Genomic DNA, 24,445 nt, shown 5'->3' on the forward strand with positions numbered 1-24,445 from the left:
CGCTCTACCGGCGGACCGCCGAGATCAGCCCGCCGGGCCGCTCCTCGCCCTGCGGCGGGGTGCTCATCGGGCGGCCGTAGGCGGCAGCGCACTCGCGCAGGGTGCGGCTGTCGGCCTCCCAACCGTGCCCGGCCAGCCAGCCCACCGGGTCGTCGGGCATCTCCGAGACCCACATCGACGCCGCCGATCCCGGCACCGCGTCCGCGCCGAAGCGCTCGATCACGCCACGCGAGCCCAACGTCAGCCCCATCCGACTCCCCGTCGCCGACTGCGCGCTGATCCGGGCCAGCAACAGCTCCACCGCATCCTCGGGCAGATAGATCAGCAGCCCTTCGGCGATCCACACGGTCGGCACGCCCGGGTCATGCCCTGCGGCGGCCAGCGCCCCTGGCCAATCCTCACGCAGATCCACCGGGACGGTGACCCGCTCGCAGCGCGCGACGGCCCGCTCCCGGCGCAACACCGAAGCCTTGAAGTCCAGTGGCGCGGCGGTGTCGACCTCGAACAGCCGGGTGCCCTCGGGCCAGTCCATCCGGAAGGCCCGGCTGTCCATCCCTGCGCCGAGCAGCACGACCTGCCGGACTCCGGACAGGCAGGCCTGCCGCAACAGGTCGTCCAGGAACCTCGTCCTGATCACGATGGAGAACGACACGGCCAGCCGGCGGCGTCGCGCAGCCTCGTCATCAGGCAGCGGCGGCGAAGAGGGCCACAGGCCGCCGGCGGCGGCGAAAGCCTTCGCCAGCGGGTCGCGGAACAACGCATTCACCCGCTCACTCTCCAGCGCCCGCACCCTGGCCACCCCCACCGCCGTGGCCCACACCCCCGACGGCCGCACCCACTCCTGCTCATCAGCCACCACACCAGCTTAGATGAACGATGCCAAAGGACCTGAGGAGTGGAGCCAGCATCAGGCGCGACCAGCCAGTCACGCGCGCACTGACCGCCTACGAGCGCCATCAGCCATCGGGGCGGCTCCGTAGGGCAGCACCTGTACATGCAACCGGCCCCCTCGACATGGTGTCGAGGGGGCCGGTGCGCTGGTAGCGGGGACAGGATTTGAACCTGCGACCTCTGGGTTATGAGCCCAGCGAGCTACCGAGCTGCTCCACCCCGCGTCGGTCCGCCCACCCTACATGGCGCGGGCGAGGGGGTTCGACGTACTCCGCGCCCGGTGGTGTTCGGTACCGAACTCAACTACCCGTGAACCGAACAGCATGGGCCGACACCTGCGGATCGGTGGCCACCAGCAGCCGAGAGCCCTCCACCTCCAGCGCCTCCCGGTCAGCGATCCCCAGCCGCCCGAACGGCTCGACCAGGACCGCCGCCTCACCTCGGCGGCGCTCGAACTTCCACGTACCGCCCACAAATCCATCGACCAGGACCGTGCCGCGAACGATCCCGTTGGCCGTCATCACCCGGCCCGGAGCCACCTCCCCGAGAATGCGGGACCGGTCGGCATGCGAGAGCACCAGGTTGTCGAAGTCCGCGACGAAACGTGCGGACACCGGGGTATCCGGGTCGGGCAGGCCCGCGTCCGGCAGGTCGTACAGCACCCGTCCCTGATCGTCCCGGTACGTCCGCAGTTCCAGTCCGGCCACGACCTGGCGCAGCCCCGTCAGCCCGGACCACTTCTGCAGGTCGGCGACGCCCGCCGGGCCGAAGGCGCCGAGATACCGCCTGACGACAGTCTCCGGGTCGGGGCTTTCGACCGCCCGCCCCAGCCACTCCTCCACGGTCGCGTACACCGGCTGCCCGCCCTTGCCCCATACCCCGCGCGGCGGCAGCTGCACGAGGGGCACCCAATTACGCAGCGCGTTCACCAGTGAGCCGGGATCCGCCTGCGGCCACCGTTCGCCCAGCGCCGCCCGCAGCTCCGCAGGATTCCGCGCCCGCTCCCCCACCAGCACCCGCCCGGCAGCCACCAGCTCCTCCCGGTCCACACCCCGCACTCCGGGCGCCCAGGTACTGCTACGGAACTGGCGGTCGAGCATCGGCTGCAGCACCGGCCGCAACGCCAGGGCGTCCGACGCACTCACCAGATGCACCGTTCCCCGCATCAGCACGAGCCGCACCGCGCGGCGTTCGGTCATCAGGCTTGCCAGGTCGGCGAAGGAGAAGCGCTTCAGCCGGGTCCAGAGCCCGACGTAGGGCGCGTCCGGCGCCTGCGACTGCATGCCCACCAGGTGCTCGATCGCATCCAGAGCGGACATCTCGGAGCGTTCCAGCAACAGCTGACGGTCCAGCAGGGCCCGGTTGAGCGTGCGGCGGTCGAGCACGATGTTCGGCATGAGAGAACGCTACCGAGCCTTGCGGACAAGTTCCGTCCGCAAGGCTCGGCTGTGATCCTTTGTGTACGAGAGAGTGCTCCTGGGAGGTGAGTCGGATCCTGCCGCCGAAGTCGGACGGCCCGAGCCCCTGCGCGGTGTCGCTCCACGGATAAAGCTGATGGTGACGTGGTCGCCGACGCGCACACCGAGTGCTTGCGCGGAGGCGCGCTGGACCACCGCGCCGCCGGGACGCATCCAGGCACCGGAGGTCACCAGTGGCCGGTCCGGCAGATGCCGGGCCCGGTCGGCGAGTCCGGCCTGATCGAGGAGTTCGGCGGCACAGCAGCGGGCGTGCGCGGTGAGGCTCCGGCGAGCACGTGCTGTTCGAGGACGCGCTGTCCCCGGGGCCGACTGGTGCCGATCACCGGCGTCGTCCACTGGGCAGCGGCCTCTTGGGGCCTGGCGGACCTCGATGTGGCGCATGCTCCACCAATCTCGCGCTGCTGCACGGCCCGGCGTGGGGTTTGCGGGTTCGCCGAGGCTGATGGGGATGCCGGCGGGGTGCCGGCCACGGTCGCGAGCAAGCAGCTGTACTGGCGGGTACGGGACGGGTCGGCACCCTCAGTGGGCGGTTTGTGATTCTTTGACCGGATCTACTGTCGCCTGATGGTGTGGCGGCGGGGCGGTGGCGATCACTGCTGGCGCAGGTCCTTGACGCGGCGGAGTTTGCCGAGCGAGCGCTCCAGGGTCTCCATCTCGACGATCGCCACCTCGACGGTGACACCGACGCCGTCCTTGACGCCCTGAGCGATCCGTTTGGCAGCCGCCTCCCGCTGCTCGTTGCCGACGCCGGGGCGGGCCTCTACGCGGATGGTCATGTGGTCCATGCGGCCGCGCCGGGTGAGCTGGATCTGGAAGTGCGGGGCGACGCCGGGGGTGCGCAGCACGATCTCCTCGATCTGGCTGGGGAAGACGTTCACCCCACGCAGGATGATCATGTCGTCGCAGCGGCCGGTGATCTTCTGGATACGACGGAAGGCGGGCCGGGCGGTGCCGGGCAGCAGCCGGGTCAGATCGCGGGTGCGGTAACGGATGACCGGCAGACCCTCCTTGGTGAGGGAGGTGAAGGCCAGTTCGCCGTCCTCGCCATCGGGCAGGACGTCATCCGTGAGGGGGTCGACGATCTCGGGGTAGAAGTGGTCCTCCCACACGTGCAGGCCGTCCTTGGTCTCCACACACTCCTGGGCGACGCCGGGGCCGATCACTTCCGACAGGCCGTAGATGTCGACGGCGTGGATGTCCGTGCGCTCCTCGATCTCGCGGCGCATCTCCTCCGTCCAGGGTTCCGCGCCGAAGATGCCGACCTGGAGGGAGGTGGACCGGGGATCGATGCCCTGCTTCTCGAACTCGTCGAGCAGGGTGAGCATGTAGGAGGGGGTGACCATGATGATTTCGGGCTTGAAGTCCTGGATGATCTGCACCTGGCGTGCGGTCATGCCGCCGGAGGCCGGGATGACCGTACAACCGGCCCGTTCGGCGCCGTAGTGGGCGCCGAGGCCGCCGGTGAACAGGCCGTAGCCGTAGGAGATGTGCACCTTGTGGCCGGGGCGGCCGCCGGCCGCGCGGATCGAGCGGGCGACGACGTCCGCCCACAGGGAGAGGTCGTTGTCGGTGTAGCCGACGACGGTGGGGCGGCCGGTGGTGCCGCTGGAGGCGTGGAGGCGGCGGATGTGGTCCATGGGGACGGCGAACATGCCGAAGGGATAGGTGTCACGCAGGTCGGCCTTGGTGGTGAAGGGGAAGCGGGCCAGGTCTTCCAGTGATCGGCAGTCCTCGGGCGCGACTCCGGCGTCGTCGAACTTCCTGCGATACAGCTCCACGTTGTCGTACGCGTGCCGCAACGCCGTTCGCAGTCGGCTCAGCTGAAGGGTTCTCAGTTCCTCGCGGGACATCCGCTCCGCGTCGTCCAGCAGGTGGGCGGGAAGAGGCTCGCCACGGCGGACCGCGGCGGTCGGCGGGATCTTGGCTTCGCTGGTCACGGCGACTCCTCGAGGTGCGTGCTCCTGATGCTACGGCTGCGGCCGCGGAACTCTGCGATCACCTCGTCGCCTCGCCGGACGCTCACGTCGTAGATGCCGCTGCGGCCGAACCGGGTGCGCTCCCGGGCGGTGGCCACCAGGACGTCTCCCTCGTACGCGGGGGCGATGAAGTCGATGTCGGCTCCGGCGGCGACGGTCACCGGACCGTGGCTGTTGCAGGCGCAGGCGAACGCGGTGTCAGCGAGGAGGAAGAGACAGCCGCCGTGGGCGATCCTGTGACCGTTGACCATCGCCGCGGTCACGGTCATCCGGAGCGCGGCGGTCCCTTCGCCGTGCTCCAGCAGTTCGATGCCGAACTGCCGGGATGCCTGGTCCATGGCGAGCATCCGCTCGACGGGGCCCTGTGTCGCGTTTGTGGCTTGCGTCACTGATTCCACCACCTCCATTCCCGACCGAACATTCGGTACCGAGCGGCACGGCCAAGTAATCCAGCCGGGCCACTACCTGTCAAGAGATGCAATGGATGCCGCAGAGGAAGCCTCTCGGACTCGAAAAGCCATGGCCAAGCGGCGTGGCGGGGCATTGGTCGATGAGGCCGCCGCGGACAGTGCCCGAGACCCCGGGGCACATCCCTCGAAGAATTCGAGGCCCGGTTCCGCCGCGCATACGCATAACCGATCCCCTCACGCCAGGATCGACCCATGTCCGTGCTCACCGCCGTGGCCGACAGGCCCCGTCCGGTCCCGGCGACCGTGCCCCCGTCGGCGTCGTCCTCGACGAACTCCGCGACTGCCTGAACGCGGCGCGCCTGATCGTGGGCGTAGGCCACCGGTCGCCCGACGGACCGGCCAACCTCGTCGACGGGCAGTGGCACGCAGTGGGCTCCCCGGCCGAGACCCGGACGCGGTCGACGGGTCCGTACTCGGGTCAATGCTCAAGTGGACGCCGCGACCTCGGCCGACGCGGTCCGGTGCCCCGCCACGGCGCACCGCACCTGGGCGACGGTCGATCTCGATGAGAGACCGCTGTCAGAGGCGGACGCTGGTACGTCGACGCGATGGAAGGGAGGCTCGCCCGCGGCATCGAGTGACCGCCGCGCACGCGCTGATCGCCCGCGAGGGTTTGCCGGTCGCGCTGCTGTCCGGGGACGGCTCGCACTGTCGAAAGCTCTCATCCGATCGCCGGAGATCGGCGTACTCGCGCTCGCCTTCGTCGGCTACGCCGGCTCACCAGCACCCCGGACCACCTCGCCGAACTGGCAGGCGTTCCCGCGCCCTGAGGCCCGTCCCTCTCACGATCCTGCGCGTGGTACCTGGGCGGTACCTGGGCCGGGTGTGCGTGCCATGCCGTGCCGGAAAACACCAAGGCCCCCGGCAGGGGCAAAGCTCAGGAGAAGTCCAGGATCACCCGACCGCGCAGGCCTCCGGTCTCCAGCATGCGATGGGCCCTGGCCGCCTCGTCGGCGGGCAGCACCTCGGCGACGCGCAGCGTCAGCGTGCCGTCCTCGGCTTGGCGGCGCAGCGTGTCCAGCCCCTCGGTGTCGGTGATGCCGTCCGGCACCATCACTGGGCGGACCCGGATGCCGCGCTCTGCCGGGCCGGACCAGCCCCGCAGCTCGGCCAGGGTCCCGCCGTCGGCGATGGCGGGCACCGTCCAGGTGGTCTGCACCGAGCCGTGCACGAGGCCGGGAACACCGTCGGGGGCCGGCACGCGTATGCGAGCGGCGACATCGATGCCGCGCTCGACGACGTGGTCGGCGCTGAAGTCGCGCACCAGCTCGGTGTCGTGCCGGGCGGCGTCCGCGATCACGGTCAGCCCGTCGGCCTTGGCCAGCTCGACCGCCTACCCGCCGACGGCCCCGGCCGCACCGGTCACGGCGACGGTCCCGCGGCACCGTGGCGACGTGGAGCTGGCCTTCCTCCCCTTCCAGGCCGCGCCGGACGCGCCCGCCGCCGGTGAGCCGCTCTTCGAGATCCACAAGCGGTACTTCGGCGAGGCGACCGCACGGCAGATCGCCTCCGACACCACTCTCGGCGCCGCGGACGGCTTGGAGCTGAACTTGCGGCCGGCCATGTTCACCCACACCTTCGACGCCCACCGCCTCCTCGCCCAGGCAGCCGCCCAGGGGCGCGGCGAGCCGATGGCGGAACGGCTGTTCCGGGCGTACTTCACCGACGGCCTGTGCCTCTCCGACCGCCCCACCTTGGCCCGGCTCGCCGCCGAGACCGGCGTCGTGATGGACGACACCGGAGCGGACGAGCTGCGTGCGGCGCTCGTCCGCGTGCGCACTCCCGGCATCGACGCCGAGGAGGCGTACGCGGCCGCGCTCGACGAAAACCACAACGGTCCGAACACCACCCACGGACGCTGACTACGCGCATGGGCCCGGTTGTCCTCGGGGCTGGGGCTTCAGTCCGCCAGCGCGTAGAAGCGCATCGGTGTGTTCGGCTCGAAGCCGATCCGCGGGTACACCGGTGCCCCGGCGGCGGTCGCGTGCAAAGTGGCGCGGGTCAGTCCGGTGGCGCGGCCGCCCTCGTACAGCGCCTTGCGCGTCACCGCCTCGCCGTACCCTCGACGCTGCGCGTCCGGGTCGGTGGCGACGAGCAGGACGAACAGGCGGCCCTGAGCCTCGACCGTCGCGGCGCAGGCGACCGGGACACCATCCCGCAGGGCCAGGTAGGCGTACACCTCCTTCTTCCATACCGTGGAGCCGACGATGCCGTCACGGCCTGCCTCGAGAGGAAAGCCGTAGGCGCGCGAGTTGATGTCCGCGTAAGCCCGCAGCTGTGCGTCGGTGGTCACCCGCTCGAACGTCAGGTCCGGGTGGTGCGGTTCGGGGATCGGCAGCAGGTCGCCTGCCATGCCGGTACCGGGAAAGGCGTAGGCCAGTCCCGCGCGCTGTGCCGCCTCGCCCAGTCCCGCGCGCGCGTCGTCCGCGAGCAGGTCCTCGAAGAGCCACAGGAAGCCCGGCTGCTGCTTGGACCGCATGATGTCCGCCGCTTGGCCCAGACGCTGTGCGAGGAGCGCCGCGTCCGCCCCGACATCGGTCAGTGTCACCGCGTTCCAGAAGGCGAAGCGGCAGTCGGCCCAGCGGACGACGACACCCGGAAGATCCCGTACGTCCGCCTCCTCGTCCCGGTCGAGCACCATGGCGCGCCAGACCGTGGAGAGTTGCCCCACCGATTCGACCGCGGCCGTCACATCTGTCACCGCAAACCTCTCGTCTTGTCGTGTGTGCAATGGTTTTGCGTCCTGTACAACGCTTCCCGTCGGCCGGAGGAACGGACTTCAAGTCCGGGGGTGCGCGGCGTGATGATGCGCGGTCGCGGTCTGTTGAGGCTGTTGCGCGTGCGGATGTGGAAGGCTAGCAGACCAGTGAGGGCGGAGGCCGTGAACCATCCGGCCTGGACGGCCAGGTATTTCGGCAGGGGTGTGGCGGAGAATCCGGCGCCCGTGGCGGCCTGCATGGCGCCGTAGGAGGGCAGGTAGCGCACGATGCTGCCGTTCGAGCTGGAGCTGTAGAGGGGGTTTTGGAGGGCGAGGTCGATGACGCTGGTCATCACGATGGCGAACATGCCTTCCACTTCGCGGCGTAGCAGTGAGCCGAAGGCGACGCCCAGGGCGCCGTAGGTGATGCCGGCGAGGAAGAGGGCCGCTGCGAGCAGGGCCGGTTGCTGGGGTTTCCAGAAGGCGCAGGTGAGGGCTGTCGCGTAGGCGGCTACGGCTGCGGAGATCAGTGTGAGGGAGATGAGCTTGGCCAGGACGAGGTGAGTGCGGGGGTAACCGGCCAGGGCGAGGCGGCGGTCGAAGCGGCCGTTGACAAAGGAGGCCGCGAACATCATGAAGCCGATGATCAGGGTGACGGCGTTGAGGGCGCCGGTGATCTCGGTGAGCTGGTTGCCGTGAGGGGTGAGCAGGTGTCCGGTGGCGCGCAGCCGGAAGCGGGTGCGGGTGTCCGGGACCGAATAGAAGGCCAGCGCCGTCCACACCGGGATGAACAGGGCCACGAGCACCATGGCGAAGCGGTTGCGCACATGCTCGGTCAGTGCGTAGCGGGTCGCGGTCGTGAAGAACATGCGGTGGCGGCGCCAGGGCCGGCGGGGCGTCATGATGCCGCACGCTCCGTGGTCTGTTCGTGCAGAAGACCGCCGTCCAGGCGCCACAACACGTCGAGACGTTCGGCGTCGTAGGCGAGGTGGGAGACCACGAGCACGGACCGGCCTTCATCGCGCAGCCACGTGGCCAGGTCCCAGAACCGCTGGTAGGTGTCCCAGTCGAAGCCCTGGTAGGGCTCGTCCAGCAGCAAGATGTGCGGGTCGTGCATGAGGGCCAGGGTCAGGTTCAGCTTCTGCCGGGTCCCGCCACTGAGGACCGCGGTCCGCTCGTCGGCGTACTCGCTGAACTGCAGTGCGCCCATGACCTCTTCGGCGCGGCCCAGGTTGCTCAGGCCGTAGGCGACCTTGAAGTACTCCAGGTGCTGGCGGACGGTGAGCGCGTCGTTGAGGACGGCTGACTGAGGGCAGTACCCGAACCTGCCCTCGTGGATGACCGTGCCCCGGTCGGGGGCGAGTTCGCCCGAGAGAATCTTCAGCAGGGTCGACTTGCCCGCGCCGTTCTCCCCCACGACACCGGCCAGGACTCCCGCCTCCAGCCGCAGGTCGATGCCGCGCAGGACCTCACGCCGGCCGTAGGCGTGGTGCACGCCCCGTACGTCCATCGATGGCCTCCCTCCCCTTGGTGTTCCGCTCTAACGAGCAGGGGACGGCTACGACACGGCGATCCGGATGTTTATCCGCAGAATTTTCATCCGATCTGATGGCCGGACGGCCAGTAGCCCATCGCGGAAGCGACGGGCATCTACCTTCCCCGCATGACCACCTCCTCCCGCCCCACGGCGCATGTCCCGTCGCACGCCACACCGCATGACGTCACCGACCCTGCCGCCTTCGGCCTGCCCCACCCCTCCGCCGGCGCCGAAGCGTGGTACCTCAACGGCCATCTGCGCGACGAGGACGGCAACGCGTACACGTGGATGATCAGCATCCTGCGCCACCAGGACGTCCACGACGATGCCGCCGCCCCCGGCCACGCCCTGGTGGCCGTCTGCTCCGGCCCGACGGGCGTGTCCCGGAGCACCTGGCTCACGCCCTCCATGCACGACACGGTCCGCAAGGCACTCGCGGGCGACACGGCACAGGATCAGCGCGTCCGCGAAGCACTGACACAGGCCCTCGCCGAAGGCCCCCTGCTGCCCGACCGACTGCTGGCCGAGCCCGTGGCCGAGTCGGCCGGGACCCTGGACATCTCCTTCGGCGACCTGGCGGCCCTGCGCCGCCAGGAGGACGGCGGCTACCGACTGGCCTTCCGGGACCGGGAACGCTTCGAACTCGTCCTCGCCCCCGCCAAAGCCGCAGCCCCGCAGTTCGATGCCCAGGGCCGCTACCCAGGGCGGCTTCCCACTGACGCGGACGCGATGACGTCGTACTTCGTACCGAGGCTGCACGCCCACGGCACGGTTCACCGGGAGAACGGCACCCGGAGACGGCTGGAGGGCCACGCCTGGTTCGAGCAGGACTGGGGCGCGACCTACTACAACGCCCAACGATCCCCGGGGACGCCGGACCACACCTGGGAGTGGGCCGGTATCCAGCTCGGCAACGGCTGGGAGATCAGCTGCATCCACTCCCGCACCAGCGATCCCGCCACCGGTATCGGCGGCCTGGAATTCACCCGCGCCACAGCAGTCGCCCCCGACGGCACCGTGAGCCACCACGACCTGACCTGGCGGCCCCTGAAGCACTGGACCTCGCTGGCCACCCTCAACACCTACCCCACCACCGTGCACGTGAGCGTGCCCGACCTCGGCCTGGACGCCGAGATCACCGCAACAACCGCCGAGGGCGAGATCCGCACCCTGGTCGTGGGCCGCGCCATGTGGGAGAGCCCCGCGGCCGCCCACGGCACCATGGGAACCACACCCGTGAGCGGCACCGCCTTCCTGGAGACCCTCCCGACCAACACCATCGGCGACCTCGAGCACTACATGCGCCGCACCCACGAGATCGCCGGCGCGGAAGCCGCAACCCTGTACTCCCCGGACCCGCGCGACGACGCCGCGCTCGGACTCCTCACCGGCACCAGCGGCCTGACCGGCCTCGACGCGAGCGCACGTCTCCGCCTCCACCAAGCGGTCGCCGCTCCCCTCCTCCACCTGCTGAACAACCCCGGACGCTCCTGGCGCCCCTACGTCGCCGCGGCCGTCCTGTGCCTCCTCGACGCCGACCCCGAGCCCTACCGGCCGCTCACCGCGATCACCGAGCTCCTTCACGTCTCCGCGCTGGTCATCGACGACATCCAGGACGACTCTCCCACCCGGCGCGGCCGTCCCAGCGTCCACGAGGTCTTCGGCACCGCTCCCGCCATCACCGCCGGCACCCTCGGCTACTACACCTTCGACGCCCTCATGCAGCGAGTCCCGCAGGCCGACCCGGCCACCATGCTGCGCATCTACCGTCTCTACCTTCGAGACCTGCGCGCCGCCCACGCCGGCCAGGCCCTCGACATCGCCGGACACCACACCGCGTTCGACGAAGCCGTCGCCACCGGCGACGCCCGTCCGCTCCTCGGCGAAGTCCGCACCGCACACCGCCTCAAGACCGGAATGCTCGTCCGCAGCACCGCCGAAGTCGCCGCGATCCTGGGCGGCGCCGACGAGCGGCAACTCGACGCCATCTGCCGGTACTTCGAAGCGGTCGGAACCTCCTACCAGATCACCGACGACGTCGCCGACCTGCACGGGCTGGTCACCGCGGAGGAACACCAGCAGGGCATCACCACCCGGTCCCCCGCCGAGGACCTGCGCAACGGCGAGGTCACCTACCCCGTGGCCCACGCTGTCGCACGCCTCGACGCGACTGACCGCCAGCGCCTGCGCGACTCGCTCCGGCAACGCTCCGACACCGGTGCGCGCGCCGCATCCCAGCTCATCCTCCACAGCGGGGCGCTCGAAGCCTGCACGACCGAAGCCAGCACCCTCGTCGACGAAGCCTGGACCGACCTGGCCCCTCTCCTCCCGCCCACCCCGCACAAGGCCATGGTGCGCGCCCTGGGCTGGTACGCCGCTCAACGTGAATCCGACCGCGGCGGACTGCCCGCGTCGCCCGTGCGACCGGAGTGACTGCTGGAGGCTGCGGGCCGTGGCGCGGGGTCGGCTGCCTTTCCGGCGCGGCCTCGGTCCTCGGGAATCTCCGGCGGCTGAGCCCACCCTCCCGCAACGCCGCCCGTACCTTCGCGGAACTCATAGCGGGGCTGAACCCCGTCCCGGGTTCAGCTTCGCCGTCCTGGAGGCGCACCCTGACGTTGGTTCGCAGCGCTTGGTGGGCGATGTGGTCCTCAAGGGGATCGCGTCCGGAAAACGGTCTGCCGAGGTCGGCTACTGGACGTCGGCGCATGCGCGGGGCCGCGGTGTCGCTTCCAGTGCGAAGCGACACCGGGGCGCTTCGCTTCGAAGGTAGTGTCAGAGGAACCAGACCAGCACCGGGATACGAATCTCGGCGATCTCGCGGAGGACGGTGTACTCGAATACGACGGGCTCGCCCGGGATCTGGAGGCTGAACCGGATGCCGAGGTCGTCCATCGGGTCACCGGGCGGCCGCCGGTCGCGGTCGACCGCGCCGCCGACCTCAAGGGCCAATGCGCTCAGGAAGTTGACCACCTTCTTGGACAGGTCCGGTGGCATGTCGAGCATCGTCTGGGCCGGGATCTCCTCCGTCCAGACGGTCCAGCCGCGGCGTGGAGCTTCGCTCACCGGGCGGCGCCTTCGAGGCGGTCGGCCAGCTCGTCCACGGACACCAGACGGCGACCCGCGGCGGCGTTCGCGCGGCTGTCCTCGGCGCCGGGGGCGCGGTCGAGCATCGCGGACTTCCACCAGCGGCGCATGACACCTGGGACGTCCTCCTCCTCGGCGGCCAGGACCTCGCTGTAGAAGAGGGCGCGCTGCGCGCCGCTCAGCGCGTCGCCGATGGCGTTGATGGTGTGCGGGATCGCCGTGCCCCGGCGGCCAGTCGGGTGGTCCGGCTGTGCGCTCATCCTTCGTTCCCTTCGTCGCGTCGAGTCTCGACGGCCCGCGGCCGAACCGTCGAGACGCACTCGGCACCCCCACAGCCTATCCGGGCCTCGGCGCGGTAGAGGAGCATCCGAAGCCGCGATGCGTCAATCGGCCTGGATATCGGCGACAAGCTTCTTCGCCGCCTCCAGCTTCGGCCCATAGGCCGCGGGGTCCGTGGCATTGAGGGCGGTGTAGATGTCCACGGCTTCCCGCGCCCGTGTGAGCGCCTGGTCGCGGCGGCCGGACTGCCGCAGGTAGGGGATCGTCGGAAACATCAGCCAGTCGCCCAGCCCTCCGCGATACCTCCCGGGGTTCTCGGTGGCGAGTTGGCGGAGGAGGTCGGTGGCCTCGACGGCGCGCTGTGCGCCCTGGGTGTGCTCGGGCTTGCCCCACAGGGCCTGGGCCAGGTTGATCAGCGTCCAGGCTTTTCGCCAGGGGAGTTCGTCGGATCCGGGTTGTTCGTGGATGAGTTTGTCGTAGAGGGCGAGTGCTTCCCGCATGCGGGCGATGGCCTCGTCGTGGCGCCCGCTGCCCATCAGGTACGTGCCCGCCGGGAACACCAGCCACTGCGCTAGCCCGGGCAGGTAGGGGGGTTTCTCGACAGCGAGCCGGCGGAGCAGGTCGGTGGCCTCGATGGCGCGTTGTACGCCTTGAGTGTGGTCGGGCTTGGCCCACAGGGCCTGGGCCAGGGTGACGAGTGTCCAGGCCTTGCGGTAGGCGAACTCGTCGGAGTCGGGCTGTTCGCGGAGCAGTTCGTCGTAGATGCCGAGTGCTTCCTGCATGCTGGTGATGGCCTCGTCGTGGTGGCCGCCGGCCAACAGATACGTGCCCGCCGGGAACACCAGCCACTGCGCGAGCATCGCGCGGTAGCCGGGATCCAGGGCCACGGCCTCCCGGGCGACCGCGATCGCGTCGGCCGCCCGGGCGTTGGCCTCGTCGCGCGCCGGGCCCGGCAGGTTCCACAGGGTCTGGGCCCTCGCCACCAGGGCTCGCGCGTCCGCGATCCGGGTCGGCGCGGTCGGCGTGGCCGTGTCGTAGAAACACGTCATGAGCCTCGGCACCTCACCGATCTCGCTGCCGTAGTCGACCCGATAGAGCGCTACGCTCCCCGCCGCCCGCGGCACCGCGGCGACCTCGGAATACGACCACCAGGGCTGTCCGAGCCACTGCGGCGCCGACCACTGGGTCTGCTGGGGATCCCGGTAGATGGTCTGGACGCGGCTGTCCCGGCCCTGCCAGAACCAGTTGGCCCGCCGGTCCCCGGTCACCGCCGGGACGATCGTGTAGGGCACGCCCCAGTGGGTGAGGTGCCGTGGGGTGATCTCGGACGGGGCGCTCCAGCCGCCGTCGTAGTGGATGTTCCACATGGCCCCGAACTTGCCCTGCCAGACCACGTCGGCCCTTCCGTCGCCCGTGCCCATGGCGTAGATGGATGCCGCGAAGTCGTCGCCGGGGAATTCGGCGATCTGCGTGGGCGCGCTCCACGCGGGGGAGGCCGCGTGGGAGTCGTAGGTGACGCTGTGCAGCGTGCGGTAGTTCATGGTCCACACCACCAGCACCACCCCGGGCGATGGGCAGGTCACCGTGAGGTCCGAGCTCAGCGACACGGCGCCTGCCGGGGTCGCCGCCTGCGGTGGCCCCCACGCTCCCCTGGCGTCCTGGAACGTGGCCATCAGTGTGCCGGTCCCGTTGTCGAGCCACAGCACGACGACCGAGCCCGGCGCCGCGGCGGCAGCTCCGGTGAACCCGATGTCGGTGGCGTCGCCGCTCAGCTTGACCGGGGCGTCCAGCCATCCGGTCGGCCGGGTGGGATCGGTGTGCGTGGCGTAGACGCCGCCGTCCTTGCCCTGGATCACGACCGTGACCAGGCCCGGCCCTGACGACAGGGCGAGCAGCGTGGGTTCCTTCCGCAACATCTTCTCCGCGCTGATGGCCACGGACGATTTCCAGGCCGGTGCGGTCGCGGTGGAGTCGTAGGAGGTGGTGCGCAGTTGTGCCTTGTCCGGGTCCCGCCACACCAGCACGGTGCGGCCCGGCCGGTCCGACGCCGCGGCCAGGGACACGATGGTGTCCGGCACCTCCACCGGGGTCCAGGGGGACCATCCGGGGGTGTGCGGGTCCTTGGCACAGTAGGCCACGGTGTCGTGGAAGGCCATGAGTTTGGCCAGACCCGTCCTGACCCGCATATCGGCGCGCATCTGATCGGAGTAGTAGGCCCGGGCGTCGTCGTACTCGGCCTGGCCACCGGGCCGCCACCCGAGTTGAGTGTGCCCCGTGTCGTAGCCGGTGATGTGGTCCACGCACTGGTAGCCCAGGATGTAGCTTCCGCGGTCGTCCGGACCGCCGCCGGTATGCGGTTCGATGGCCTGGTCGGCGTGTTGGAAGACCCAGTCCAGCCGCGCCGCGTGCCGGGTCAGCTCCTCGCGGGCCAGCCGGTCGTCGCGGTACTGCGGATTGAGCCCGGCGATCACGCCGAACCGGACCGTCAGGACATAGACATAGGCGATATGGGCCAGCCGGTGGTCGAAGACGCTTTCCGGCGAATTCGGGTCCGGGCGGTAGAAGTAGGAGTCGCCCTCCAGCAGCGTGTTCGCCGCCAGCCGTGAGTTGTTGTCCGCGTTGGACCGCAGGAACGGGTCCTTGCGCCCGCCGGCGACCCAGGCGCTGAGCTCGTCCGTGGCCGTGCGGGCCCGCCCGCGCAGCCCTTCCAGATCGCGCCGCAGATTGAGGACATACGCCTGCTGCTCGACCCTGACCGCTTGTTTCACGGCCTCCAGCACCTCGTCGAACCGCCCTTGCAGGGCGACGAAATCCTGGTGGAGCACCTCCAGTTCGGCCAGGATCTCCTCTTCGGGAGTGGGGCTGTGGCTGCCGAGGCTGACGAAGGCGACGATGCCCTGGTATGCCTCGTACGCCTTCTTGCCGGCTTCGTAGATCGCCAGTGCCGTGAGGACGGGCGTGGGCGTGGCCATATCCGGTGTACCCCCCATTGGGCTGTGCCCCCGTGGGCACGCCTGAGCCAAGTGAACCACCGGACAATCACGTATATGCTCGAAAAGTACTTGAGCGCCCCCTCTGTGCGCTTCGATCCCCCTTGAGCACCTATTTCGGGCGCCGGTTTTCGGACAGCGTTCGAGGCGAAACGTTCTCTTAACAGGAATTTACCGGTGAGAAACGACACCCGTCGGGGTTGGCGGCGGAAGGTAGCGGCCCACCTCCGGAGAGGTAGATGGTTAACCCAGGCAACCGTTCGGCTCCCGATCGAAAGGGTTGATCACCGTGTGTGGCATCACCGGCTGGGTCTCCTACCGTCGAGACCTGGCCTCCCACCGACAGCTCCTCGGCACCATGACGGAGACGATGGCCTGCCGCGGCCCGGACGCGTCAGGCACCTGGGTGACCGGCAGGGCGGCGCTCGGCCATCGCCGACTGGCGGTCATCGACCTGCCCGGCGGGGCCCAGCCCATGGCCGTCGAGACGGCCGACGGCCCCGTCGCCATGGTGTACTCCGGTGAGGCGTACAACTTCACCGAGCTGCGCGACGAACTGCGCCGCAGGGGCCACGGCTTCACCACCGACTCCGACACCGAGGTCGTCCTGCGCGGCTATCTGGAGTGGGGCGAATCCCTCACCGAGAAGCTCAACGGCATGTACGCCTTCGCCATCTGGGACTCCCGCACCGAGAAGCTGGTCATGGTCCGGGACCGGATGGGCATCAAGCCGTTCTACTACTACGAGACCGACGACGGCGTCCTCTTCGGCTCCGAGCCCAAGGCCATCCTCGCCAACCCGCTGGCCGCCCCCGTGGTCGGCATCGACGGACTGCGGGAGATCTTCTCGTTCGCCAAGACGCCGGGCGAGGCCATATGGAAGGGCATGAAGGAACTGCGCCCCGGCCATCTGGCCGTCCTCGACCGCAGCGGGCTTCGCGAGCGGGCGTACTGGCGTCTGGAGGTCTCCGAACACACCGATGACCAGCAGACGACCGTCGCCCATGTGCGGGAGCTGCTGGAGGACATCATCGCCCGCCAGCTCGTCGCCGACGTGCCCCGCTGCACCCTGCTCTCCGGCGGGCTCGACTCCTCCGCGATGACCTCGCTCGCCGCCCGCCGGCTCGCCGAGGACGGCGAGACCGTCCGCAGCTTCGCCGTCGACTTCCCCGACCAGGCGGAGAACTTCCGGGCGATCGACGTCGCGCCCAGCGTCGACACGCCGTATGTGCACGCGGTGGCCGAGTACGTGAAGTGCGACCACCAAGACATCGTGCTCGACGGCTCCGCCCTGTCCGACCCTGCCGTCAGGCGGGCCGCCATCGCCGCCCGCGACCTGCCCACCGGGCTCGGCGACCGCGACAACTCGCTCTACCTGCTGTTCAAGGCGGTCCGCGAGCAGTCGACGGTCGCGCTGTCCGGCGAGTCGGCCGACGAGGTCTTCGGCGGCTATCCGTGGTTCCACGACGAGCGGCGCGAGGCCGACACCTTCCCCTGGCTCGCGGGACGGCAGGTGCTCGGCGACACCAAGAGTCTGCTGCCCGACGACCTCGCCGCCCGGCTCGACCTGGACACTTACCTGCACGACCGGTACGTCGCCGCGCTGGACGAAGTCCCCCTCAAGGAGGGCGAGTCCGGCCTGGAGAAGCGCATGCGGCAGGTCTGCTATCTCCACCTGACCCGCATGGTCAATACACTCCTGGACCGCAAGGACCGCATGAGCATGGCCGTCGGGCTCGAGGTCAGGGTGCCGTTCTGTGACCACCGCCTCGTGCAGTACGTCTTCAACACCCCGTGGTCGCTCAAGACGTTCGACGGGCGGGAGAAGAGCATCCTGCGCGAGGCCACCCGTGATGTGCTGCCCGAGTCGGTCGCGAACCGCAAGAAGAGCGGCTACCCCGGCAGTTTCGATCCCGCCTATCTGGCCGCCATCAAGCGGCAGGCGGGCGACCTCATCACCTCGGGACACCCGGCCCTCGACCTGTGCCGCATCGAGACGCTGAAGCAGGCCATCGCCGCACCGGGCGAGACCATCACCACGCAGCAGCGCGCCGCCATCGAACGCGCCCTCGACCTGGCCACGTGGATGGACCTGCGTAAGCCCACCATCACGCTGGACTGAGCCGCGGGGGCGCCGGGCCGCGTCGGCCGACACCTCGCCGGTGTCGGTCGCGGCCCGGCGCAGCGCGTGGCGGCCGGTGGATCGCTGTTCGCCACGCGCTGCGCTCAGTGGCCGGTTGTGCTTCTGCTTGTTGGAGTAGTCGATCGGGCTCAGGGCCGCCCTTTCGGCGACGCCTTCCGGCGCGGCCCGCGGCGGGTACGGCCAGCCGCCCCCTACAGGGTGGCGTGGCGGTGCTGGAGCGCCGCCGCCTTCAGCAGGCTCACTACGGCGGCGATGTTCCGGCCGATTCCCGAGTTGATCCGCTCCAGCTCCCGCTTCTCCGGGGGCCCGTTGGAGGGTCGTCCCTCTGCCAGGATGGCGACGCGCGACAGTCCGGCGGCGGCGAATCCGCACACCCCCGCTTCTCCGGTCATGGTGGCGGAGTCGCTCCGGCGACCCGCGACGTTGGCCGCGACGAAGGCGATCGAACCCAGCACGGCGCGTTGGGGGGTGCCGGCCTTCGGCCCCGTTGGGCCGACCGCCTGGAAACGGCCGCCTTGGCGCCGGCGGCCGACCGCTGAGTCATAGGTGATGTCGCCGATCTTGAGCACAGCACTCCCTTTTTCCGGCGGGCTCCGCAGCCCCGCATGGAGGCGACGGTCACCATTCCAGAAGCGCGGCGGCGAACCCGAGCATTCCCAGCGGTCACAGCCAGCCGTTGCGGCGGAAGACCCGGTGCAGCAGCCCTGCCACGGTGGCCATCACCGTGATGGCGAGCGGATAGCCGAACGTCCAGTTCAGCTCCGGCATGTGTGCGAAATTCATGCCGTAGACACCAGCGATGAGTGTCGGGCTGGCCAGGATCGCGGCCCAGGCGGAGATGCGGCGCATGTCGTCGTTCTGCCAGGTCCCCACCCGTGCGAGGTGGGCGTCGAGGGCTGAGTTGAGCAGCTCGTCCAGCGAGCGCACCTCGGTGTCGGTGCGGTGCATGTGGTCGGCGACATCACGGAAGTACGGCAGCGCCTCCTCGGGCATCCGGCGCGGGCGCCCGCGAAATCCTGCACCACCGGAGCCAAGGGCTGTACGGCGTCGCGGAATTCGACGACCCGCGATCCGGGGAGAACACGCGTCGCTCCAGCGCGGTCAGGTCGGTGCGGACCTGGACGGCGGCCTCGGCGTAGGAGTCGACCACCGTGTCCAGGACGGCGTGCAGGACGGCGACGGGCCCGAACCGGAGCATGTGCGCATCCTCGTTCAGCCTCCGAGCCGCCTCGACGGTGGCATCGACCGGGCCGTGACGGACGGTCAGGGCGAACCGCGGGCCGGTGAAGACCATCACCTCGCCGGTTTCCACTTCACAGCCGTCCTCGACGTACCACAGCGTCTTCAGCGCCACTGCGAGCACATCCCCGTACCGCTCCCGCTTGGGTCGCTGATGCGCCTGGACGGCGTCCTCGACCGCCAGCGGATGCAGCCCCCAAGGGTCTGCCAGCTCTTCCAGCTCCCCCGGATGCGGCTCATCCAGGTGCACCCAGCAGAATCCCTGCTCGCCCGCGCCCTTCAGAGCGTCCAACACCTCAGTCGGACGGCTTCCGGCCCGGCGGCAGTCCACCTGCTCCGGTTCACCCGCCAGCTCGCGGTAGATGACACACCTCATCCCTCCCGCGTACACCGCTGCGCGCATCGCATTCCTCCCACCCATGACCGATCAGCGCGAGGCACACCTTCTGCACAGTTTGGTCACGCTGCCCTCACGTCTCCGGGCTTTCCGTACGCCACGGCGGGCTACCCGCATGGAGGAAGCCTTCTTCCAGAGGAGTCGTCGTGGTCTTCATCGCCTTCCTGCTTCCGCCCGGACTGATGTGCCTGGCACTGGTCTTAGGTCGCTATGAGGAGTGGGTGTTCAAGCAGCCCGCGCCCGGACGGCCGAGGAGTCATGCCCGCAGGCGGCATCTGTCTCTCGTTCCCACCACGGGCTCCCAGTCGGGGCAGCGGCGGAGCGCCGACGCGGCCTGATGGGCCGGAATGATCCGCGGCACGCGCAGCAGGCGCTTCCGAGAGCCGGCCGCCGTCAGGACTCGTCCATGCGGCGCAGGTCCTGGTCATCCCACTTTCGGGTGTCGCGCGGCTCCACGTACGGCTCGGCGTGCGGCGGGTGGCCACCGGCGATCGCACGCTGACGCGCTGTCTCCGCGTCGAACTCCAAACCCAGCAAGATCGCCAGGTTGCTGATCCACAACCAGATCAGGAAGACGATGACGCCCGCCATCGTGCCGTAGGTCTTGTTGTAGGAGGCGAAGTTGGCGACGTAGAACGTGAATCCGGCGGAGGCGATCATCCAGATCACCAGAGCCAGTAGGCTCCCCGGAGTGATCCACCTGAACTTCTTCACCTTGGCGTTCGGAGCGGCCCAGTAAAGGATCGCGATCATGATCGTGACCAGGATGAGCAGGATGAGCCATTTGGCGATGGACCAGACCGTCAGAGCAGTGTCCCCGATCCCCAGGGCCGCCCCGGCCTGGCGGGCCAAACCGCCGGTGAAGACCACGATCAGCGCGCTGGCCGCGGCCAGCACCATCAGCACGACCGTCACCCCCACCCGCACGGGAAGGATCTTCCACGCCGGGCGCCCCTCGGGCATGTCGTAGACGGCGTTGGAGGCGCGGATGAACGCCGCCACGTACCCGGACGCCGACCAGACCGCCAGCACCAGGCCGACGATCGCCATGATGGAGCCGGTGCCGCCGTTGCCCTGCAGCTGCTCCACGGTCCGGGTGATGATGTCGCGCGACGAGCCGGGAGCGAGTTGCCTGAGGTTGGCCGGGCGGCCGCGCCGCGCGCCAGGACCGTTTCGGCAGATCGGCCGGAGTGTCCGGGGCGCACCGCTCCACCTGCTCGTCGGGGCCGTGGACAGCGGACCCCGAATCCGCCTCCCGGGCCCGGTCCGAATGCGGCTGGTGACTGGTGTATCCGGTTTTCGGTAGCCGAACCATAGGGTGCGGAGCACCCCTTCGAGTTCAGCCCACGCGCTGAGTCCGCCGGCGCTCGGCGCCCGGCTGTGTGCCCGGGCGGCCTGCGGGTACCCGGCGGCGGTAAGAGGCTCCGGCCGACGCGTCGCCGCAGGAAGGGATGAGACGAACGTGAAGGCATCAAAGGTGGCCTACAAGCCCGTCGGGCTGGCGCTGGGAGCCATGAGCGGCATGATCGCCAGCAAGCTGTTCAAGCAGGCGTGGAAGCTGGTCGGCCACGGCCGGGAGGCGCCCGACGCCACGGATGAAGACCGGACTTGGAGCGAGGTACTGCTCGCCGCCACCCTCCAGGGCGCGGTCTTCGCCGCGGTCAAGGCGGCCGTCGACCGAGCCGGCGCCACCGCCACCCGCAGCCTGACCGGCGCCTGGCCCGGCTGATCTCCTCCGGGGCGCCGGTACGGCGCCCCGGGCCGTCCCAGCGGGGCTCTCGGCCTCGAGGACGCCGTATGTGCCCTGGTCAGCGCAAAAAATCCGTGGCCAGCCGCGATCGCGGGTGCCAGACTGACCGTGTCGAAGTCGAAGGGGCGTAGCTCAGCCAGGCCAGAGCAGCGGACTCCAAACCCGCGCGCCGCAGGTTCGAATCCTGCCGTCCCTGCCAAACACTTGCCGTCCCTGCCAAACACACCGGCGAACGTGCTCGACGGCCGAACACAACCTCGGCTCGATCAGGACGAGGCGCCGGAGCTCCCGGTCGCCCTGCCGATGGCTGTCATCACATCCGCGCGCCGGGGCTGCCCGGACGTCCTGCCGACAACCTGGCCGGCCCGGTCGAGCACCAGCACGGTCGGTGTCCGCAGGATCCCCAGCCGCCTCACCAGCTCGAGCCGCTCCTCCGCGTCGATCTCCACATGCTCCGCGCCCGGCACCGTCCCGGCGATCTCCACGAGCAACTGCCGCGTCGGGCGGCAAGGCCCGCAGAAGGCGGTGGAGAACTGGACCAGCGTCGCCCGGTCCCCCAGCTCGGCTCCGAGTTCCGCCGGCGACAAGCGCACCGCGCCATCCCGCTGCCGTACCCGTAGCCTCCCACCACGCGCCGTACGCGCCACTCCGAAGAGGCTCGCAAGAAGCAGTACCGCGGCGCACACCACCAACCCGTTCATGCCACCAGTCTGCAGCCTGGTCATTGCCCCTGAATACCGCCCGGCTACCATGACGACCATGGACTCCGCCCTCCTGCTGTGGCTGACCACCCGCCGTGTGGTCGACCTCTGCCGGGTCACGGCCACCCGCTGTCGCTGACCCGCACCGGCCCGATCACAGCCCTCCCCCTCCCGGAGTCCTCCACCATGCAGATCGACCCGCGCGGCTCCCGTTTCGCCGCCACGCTCACCACGCTCGTCCTGTGCGCAGTGCTGATCACCGGCAGTGGGACGCTGCTCGCCGCGCAAACCGCGATCTTCGCGCTCGGCGCGTTCGCGGGCCTGCGGTACTCCCCGTACGGCTGGCTGTACCGAGTCGCCGTGCGGCCCAGGCTCTCCCCGCCGCGTGAGCTGGAGGCCGCCCGGCCGCCCCGCTTCGCCCAGGGTGTGGGCTTCGGCTTCGCCCTGGTGGGCACCGTCGGCTATCTCGCCCAAGTCCACTGGCTCGGCTTGGCCGCGACCGCGCTCGCCTTGGCCGCGGCCTTTCTCAACGCGGCCTTCGGCTACTGCCTCGGATGCGAGATGTACCTGCTCATCCGCCGTGTCCGAAGCGCCTGACCGCAAGCGCCGACCGCAGTAGCCCAGAGCCGGATCCGGCGTTCTGGGGTGCGCGCTCGCCGTTCTGGTGAGGGAAGAACGGAACGGCCGGCGCCGGCGCTGATGGTGTCCAGGATGCGGTGGGCCCGTTCCCAGGCCGGTTCCTCGGTATGAGCGAGGATCGGGCGGAAGGACACGCTGATCCCGGGCGGCTCGGCGCGTCCGGCGGCTGCCGCGGCGGCGCGTACGGAGGCGATCTGCTCGGCGGTCTCCGCGAGCGGTTCACCTCATAGCGCGGAAGTACAGCGGGATGCCGGCTGAGCGGAACGGGAGGATCTGGGGGGCGTAGTCCTCGAGGCGGTAGTGGCGGCCCCCATGGCTGAACGGCTCGGTGGAGGACCAGGCGCCGCGCAGTCCTCGCGGGCCGCTTGCCGGACCCGGGATGATCCGAGATCCCGCAGCAGCCGTCCGGCATCCAGTCCGTGAACTCCGCGCACGGCTTCGCGGATACCGTCCTCGGTGTCGGCGGGAGTTCCCAGGACGAAGGTGGTCTCCCGCAGACGCCGCAGCACCCGCTCCGCGACCTGCGCGCCCCTGCCTCTCCGATGCCTTGACGCCGAGGGAGCCGGGCCGGATGCTGCGTGTCGGCCAGTGCAGCCGGGGCGCGTACGGGGCGCCCGTGTGGCCGGCCACATCGCTGATGAACCCCTCGTACCAGCGGGTCTCGGCATCCGGGTCGGGGACCGGATCGTCGCCCTCGTCGAAGAGGATGCCGAACACCCGCCGCCAGGCGGCGCACGGTCCGAGCGTCTGACGCAGCAACCGGAAGGCGGGCTCCGAACCCCAGGCCCACGGGCAGGCCACGTCGGTGAACTCGGTGATGCGCAGGACCGGCGACGCCTCCCCCTCCCCCCGCCGAGCCTGCCCGCCACTGCCCGCGCGCACCCAGGTCATGCCGGTACCGCCGGGGAGGAGCCGCGCGCCACGGCGCCCGGGGCCGCCGCGCCATCGGGCGTCGACGCGCCCTGCTCCGCGAGTGCGGCGATGGTCGTCCCTCCGAGCACCTCGTACACGGCCGCCTCGACGGAACGCCACAGCTCCGGAAGGCCACCGGCGGCCCCCGGGTAGGCCAGCACCTCCGGCCGCAGGCCCCGCAGGGTGAGGAACTCACCGTCGACGGCGGCCATCACCTCGGCGACGCTGATCGCGTCCGCGGCGCGGCCGAGCCAGTAGCCACCCGCGCCGGCTGCGCACCAGGCCCGCCTTCCGGAGGTCTTGGAAGACCGACGTCAGAAATCGGAACGGGATGTCCTGCGCGGAGGCTATGCCCTCACAGGTCAGGGGGCGCCCGTTGTCGGCCGCGAGTTCGACGAGCGCCCGCACCGCGTAATCCGCCTTCGCCGAGATCTGCACGCGCACCGTCTCTCAGAGAGGTTCCGCCCGTGGACGCCACCGCGTGTGAACCGGAACAAATGCCGGCTCGGCGGCAAGGGACACACCTTGACACCCATTCTCCGGACTCTCTACGGTCGGCGGCTCCGACACCAGCGGCCGCCCGCCCCTCCCCCGCCCGAACCGGCGTGGCAGACCGGGCCCGGACGAGCAGGAATCCCATGCCCCAGAAGGACGGCTTCCACCCCGATCTCCCCGACCACGGCACCGACGGTTCCGGTTCCTCACTTCCGCTGCGCGCGCGGCTGCACCACATCCGCGCCGACGCCCTCGACGGCGACACCGCCCAGAGCGGCGGGATGCGGCGGTTCGCCGCGATCAGCGGACGCAGCGTCGGCTCGGAACGCATCTGGATGGGCCAGACCCACGTCGCCCCCGACACCGCGTCCTCCAACCATCACCACGGGGCATCCGAGACGGCGATCCATGTGGTGAAGGGGCACCCGGAGTTCGTCTTCCTCGACGACTCCGACGGTACGCCCGAGGAGGTCCGCATCCGCACCTCGCCCGGCGACTACATCTTCGTACCGCCGTACGTTCCGCACCGCGAGGAGAACCCCGGCACGGAGGACGAGGCGGTCGTGGTGATCGCCCGCAGCACCCAGGAGGCCATCGTCGTCAACCTGCCGGAGCTGTACGTGCTCGATCCCGAGCGGCTCGACACCGCGCCCGGCGGCGACTGACGCCGCGAGCCGTCCTCCGGGGAACGGCCGGCGCTTGTTGCGGAGATATGTAACGAGCATGAACATCGCATGAGGGCGGCCTGTGGGGCGTTGCCCGCCGC

At 70.2% G+C, this 24,445-nt stretch carries 22 protein-coding genes, 2 tRNA genes and 3 pseudogenes; 8 read left to right on the forward strand and 19 right to left on the reverse strand.

Going from position 1 to position 24,445, the window contains the following annotated elements:
* Nucleotides 1–4: 4 nt before the first annotated feature.
* The 3 genes from ACH4SI_RS22335 to ACH4SI_RS22345 form a co-directional block, all read right to left on the reverse strand.
* The gene (locus ACH4SI_RS22335; protein WP_398298777.1) at nucleotides 5–820 is read right to left on the reverse strand and encodes a class I SAM-dependent methyltransferase; all 816 of its coding nucleotides are present in this window, start codon (nucleotides 818–820) and stop codon (nucleotides 5–7) included.
* Nucleotides 821–1,038: 218 nt separating this feature from the next.
* Nucleotides 1,039–1,115: transfer RNA gene (locus ACH4SI_RS22340), tRNA-Met, on the reverse strand.
* A 75-nt stretch (nucleotides 1,116–1,190) separates the two neighbouring features.
* Entirely contained in the window at nucleotides 1,191–2,288 is a 1,098-nt protein-coding gene (locus ACH4SI_RS22345) for a winged helix DNA-binding domain-containing protein (RefSeq protein ID WP_398298196.1), read from the reverse strand.
* A gap of 399 nt (nucleotides 2,289–2,687) precedes the next feature.
* On the opposite strand from ACH4SI_RS22345, the pseudogene ACH4SI_RS22350 reads away from it, so the two are divergent.
* A pseudogene (locus ACH4SI_RS22350) lies at nucleotides 2,688–2,885 on the forward strand (aminoglycoside phosphotransferase); the annotation flags it as partial.
* A 74-nt stretch (nucleotides 2,886–2,959) separates the two neighbouring features.
* Here ACH4SI_RS22350 and paaK read toward each other — a convergent pair.
* From paaK to ACH4SI_RS22365, 3 genes are all read right to left on the reverse strand, one after another.
* Entirely contained in the window at nucleotides 2,960–4,219 is a 1,260-nt protein-coding gene (paaK, locus tag ACH4SI_RS22355) for a phenylacetate--CoA ligase PaaK (protein ID WP_398298779.1), read from the reverse strand.
* Between the two features lie 83 nt (nucleotides 4,220–4,302).
* On the reverse strand, nucleotides 4,303–4,734 hold the full coding sequence (gene paaI, locus ACH4SI_RS22360; RefSeq protein ID WP_398298198.1) for a hydroxyphenylacetyl-CoA thioesterase PaaI: 432 nt from the start codon (nucleotides 4,732–4,734) through the stop codon (nucleotides 4,303–4,305).
* A gap of 958 nt (nucleotides 4,735–5,692) precedes the next feature.
* Nucleotides 5,693–6,115: a zinc-binding dehydrogenase gene (locus ACH4SI_RS22365; RefSeq protein WP_398298200.1), complete on the reverse strand. Its 423-nt coding sequence runs from the start codon at nucleotides 6,113–6,115 to the stop codon at nucleotides 5,693–5,695.
* 16 nt (nucleotides 6,116–6,131) lie between these two features.
* Here ACH4SI_RS22365 and ACH4SI_RS22370 point away from each other — a divergent pair, with 16 nt between their 5' ends.
* Nucleotides 6,132–6,677 carry a DsbA family protein gene (locus ACH4SI_RS22370; protein ID WP_398298202.1) on the forward strand — a complete coding sequence of 182 codons (546 nt, stop codon included), beginning with the start codon at nucleotides 6,132–6,134 and terminating at the stop codon, nucleotides 6,675–6,677.
* 38 nt (nucleotides 6,678–6,715) lie between these two features.
* Here ACH4SI_RS22370 and ACH4SI_RS22375 read toward each other — a convergent pair whose 3' ends face one another.
* From ACH4SI_RS22375 to ACH4SI_RS22385, 3 genes are read right to left on the reverse strand one after another with little or no spacing between them, the layout of a single operon-like run.
* Entirely contained in the window at nucleotides 6,716–7,456 is a 741-nt protein-coding gene (locus ACH4SI_RS22375; protein ID WP_398298781.1) for a GNAT family N-acetyltransferase, read from the reverse strand.
* 56 nt (nucleotides 7,457–7,512) lie between these two features.
* Nucleotides 7,513–8,415 (reverse strand): ABC transporter permease, encoded by a 903-nt coding sequence (locus tag ACH4SI_RS22380; protein ID WP_398298204.1) that lies wholly within the window; start codon nucleotides 8,413–8,415, stop codon nucleotides 7,513–7,515.
* Nucleotides 8,412–9,023 (reverse strand): ATP-binding cassette domain-containing protein, encoded by a 612-nt coding sequence (locus ACH4SI_RS22385; RefSeq protein WP_398298206.1) that lies wholly within the window; start codon nucleotides 9,021–9,023, stop codon nucleotides 8,412–8,414. The genes ACH4SI_RS22380 and ACH4SI_RS22385 overlap by 4 nt, the downstream gene beginning before the upstream one ends.
* A gap of 153 nt (nucleotides 9,024–9,176) precedes the next feature.
* Between ACH4SI_RS22385 and ACH4SI_RS22390 the strand changes: the two genes are divergently transcribed.
* Nucleotides 9,177–11,483 carry a polyprenyl synthetase family protein gene (locus tag ACH4SI_RS22390; RefSeq protein ID WP_398298208.1) on the forward strand — a complete coding sequence of 769 codons (2,307 nt, stop codon included), beginning with the start codon at nucleotides 9,177–9,179 and terminating at the stop codon, nucleotides 11,481–11,483.
* Between the two features lie 339 nt (nucleotides 11,484–11,822).
* Here the strand turns inward: ACH4SI_RS22390 and ACH4SI_RS22395 are convergent, their stop codons facing one another.
* The 3 genes from ACH4SI_RS22395 to ACH4SI_RS22405 form a co-directional block, all read right to left on the reverse strand.
* Nucleotides 11,823–12,113, reverse strand: a complete 291-nt coding sequence (locus ACH4SI_RS22395) for a hypothetical protein (RefSeq protein WP_398298210.1) — start codon at nucleotides 12,111–12,113, stop codon at nucleotides 11,823–11,825.
* A complete protein-coding gene (locus tag ACH4SI_RS22400) occupies nucleotides 12,110–12,394 on the reverse strand; it encodes a hypothetical protein (RefSeq protein ID WP_398298212.1) in 285 nt (94 codons plus the stop codon). Before ACH4SI_RS22400 ends, ACH4SI_RS22395 begins: the two co-directional genes overlap by 4 nt.
* A 123-nt stretch (nucleotides 12,395–12,517) precedes the next feature.
* Complete coding sequence (locus ACH4SI_RS22405; protein WP_398298214.1) at nucleotides 12,518–15,385, reverse strand: tetratricopeptide repeat protein; 2,868 nt, start codon at nucleotides 15,383–15,385, stop codon at nucleotides 12,518–12,520.
* 307 nt (nucleotides 15,386–15,692) lie between these two features.
* On the opposite strand from ACH4SI_RS22405, the gene asnB reads away from it, so the two are divergent.
* On the forward strand, nucleotides 15,693–17,525 hold the full coding sequence (asnB, locus tag ACH4SI_RS22410) for an asparagine synthase (glutamine-hydrolyzing) (RefSeq protein WP_398298215.1): 1,833 nt from the start codon (nucleotides 15,693–15,695) through the stop codon (nucleotides 17,523–17,525).
* A 212-nt stretch (nucleotides 17,526–17,737) separates the two neighbouring features.
* Here the strand turns inward: asnB and ACH4SI_RS22415 are convergent, their stop codons facing one another.
* From ACH4SI_RS22415 to ACH4SI_RS22430, 4 genes and pseudogenes are all read right to left on the reverse strand, one after another.
* Complete coding sequence (locus tag ACH4SI_RS22415; RefSeq protein WP_398298217.1) at nucleotides 17,738–18,115, reverse strand: hypothetical protein; 378 nt, start codon at nucleotides 18,113–18,115, stop codon at nucleotides 17,738–17,740.
* Nucleotides 18,116–18,209: 94 nt separating this feature from the next.
* A complete protein-coding gene (locus ACH4SI_RS22420; protein WP_398298219.1) occupies nucleotides 18,210–18,539 on the reverse strand; it encodes a CorA family divalent cation transporter in 330 nt (109 codons plus the stop codon).
* Nucleotides 18,508–19,188, reverse strand: coding sequence for a CorA family divalent cation transporter (locus ACH4SI_RS22425; protein ID WP_398298221.1), 681 nt, complete (start codon nucleotides 19,186–19,188; stop codon nucleotides 18,508–18,510). Before ACH4SI_RS22425 ends, ACH4SI_RS22420 begins: the two co-directional genes overlap by 32 nt.
* 387 nt (nucleotides 19,189–19,575) lie before the next feature.
* Nucleotides 19,576–20,497 (reverse strand): annotated as a pseudogene (locus ACH4SI_RS22430) (YihY/virulence factor BrkB family protein).
* A 147-nt stretch (nucleotides 20,498–20,644) separates the two neighbouring features.
* On the opposite strand from ACH4SI_RS22430, the gene ACH4SI_RS22435 reads away from it, so the two are divergent.
* Together ACH4SI_RS22435 and ACH4SI_RS22440 are read left to right on the forward strand one after the other, a co-directional pair.
* Nucleotides 20,645–20,911 (forward strand): DUF4235 domain-containing protein, encoded by a 267-nt coding sequence (locus ACH4SI_RS22435; protein WP_398298223.1) that lies wholly within the window; start codon nucleotides 20,645–20,647, stop codon nucleotides 20,909–20,911.
* A gap of 142 nt (nucleotides 20,912–21,053) precedes the next feature.
* Nucleotides 21,054–21,131, forward strand: a tRNA-Trp gene (locus ACH4SI_RS22440).
* Nucleotides 21,132–21,198: 67 nt separating this feature from the next.
* Here the strand turns inward: ACH4SI_RS22440 and ACH4SI_RS22445 are convergent.
* Nucleotides 21,199–21,633: a TlpA family protein disulfide reductase gene (locus tag ACH4SI_RS22445; protein ID WP_398298225.1), complete on the reverse strand. Its 435-nt coding sequence runs from the start codon at nucleotides 21,631–21,633 to the stop codon at nucleotides 21,199–21,201.
* A gap of 186 nt (nucleotides 21,634–21,819) precedes the next feature.
* Here ACH4SI_RS22445 and ACH4SI_RS22450 point away from each other — a divergent pair, with 186 nt between their 5' ends.
* Nucleotides 21,820–22,230: a DUF4395 domain-containing protein gene (locus tag ACH4SI_RS22450; RefSeq protein WP_398298227.1), complete on the forward strand. Its 411-nt coding sequence runs from the start codon at nucleotides 21,820–21,822 to the stop codon at nucleotides 22,228–22,230.
* Here the strand turns inward: ACH4SI_RS22450 and ACH4SI_RS22455 are convergent.
* A complete protein-coding gene (locus ACH4SI_RS22455; protein WP_398298783.1) occupies nucleotides 22,176–22,466 on the reverse strand; it encodes a hypothetical protein in 291 nt (96 codons plus the stop codon). The two genes, ACH4SI_RS22450 and ACH4SI_RS22455, sit on opposite strands and share 55 nt — an antisense overlap.
* A 693-nt stretch (nucleotides 22,467–23,159) precedes the next feature.
* A pseudogene (locus ACH4SI_RS22460) lies at nucleotides 23,160–23,622 on the reverse strand (RrF2 family transcriptional regulator).
* A gap of 200 nt (nucleotides 23,623–23,822) precedes the next feature.
* On the opposite strand from ACH4SI_RS22460, the gene ACH4SI_RS22465 reads away from it, so the two are divergent.
* Nucleotides 23,823–24,344, forward strand: coding sequence for a cupin domain-containing protein (locus tag ACH4SI_RS22465; protein WP_398298229.1), 522 nt, complete (start codon nucleotides 23,823–23,825; stop codon nucleotides 24,342–24,344).
* Nucleotides 24,345–24,445 lie beyond the last annotated feature (101 nt).

It is taken from the genome of Streptomyces sp. NPDC021212 (assembly GCF_044332925.1).
In the GTDB taxonomy this organism is placed as follows: Bacteria; Actinomycetota; Actinomycetes; order Streptomycetales; family Streptomycetaceae; genus Streptomyces.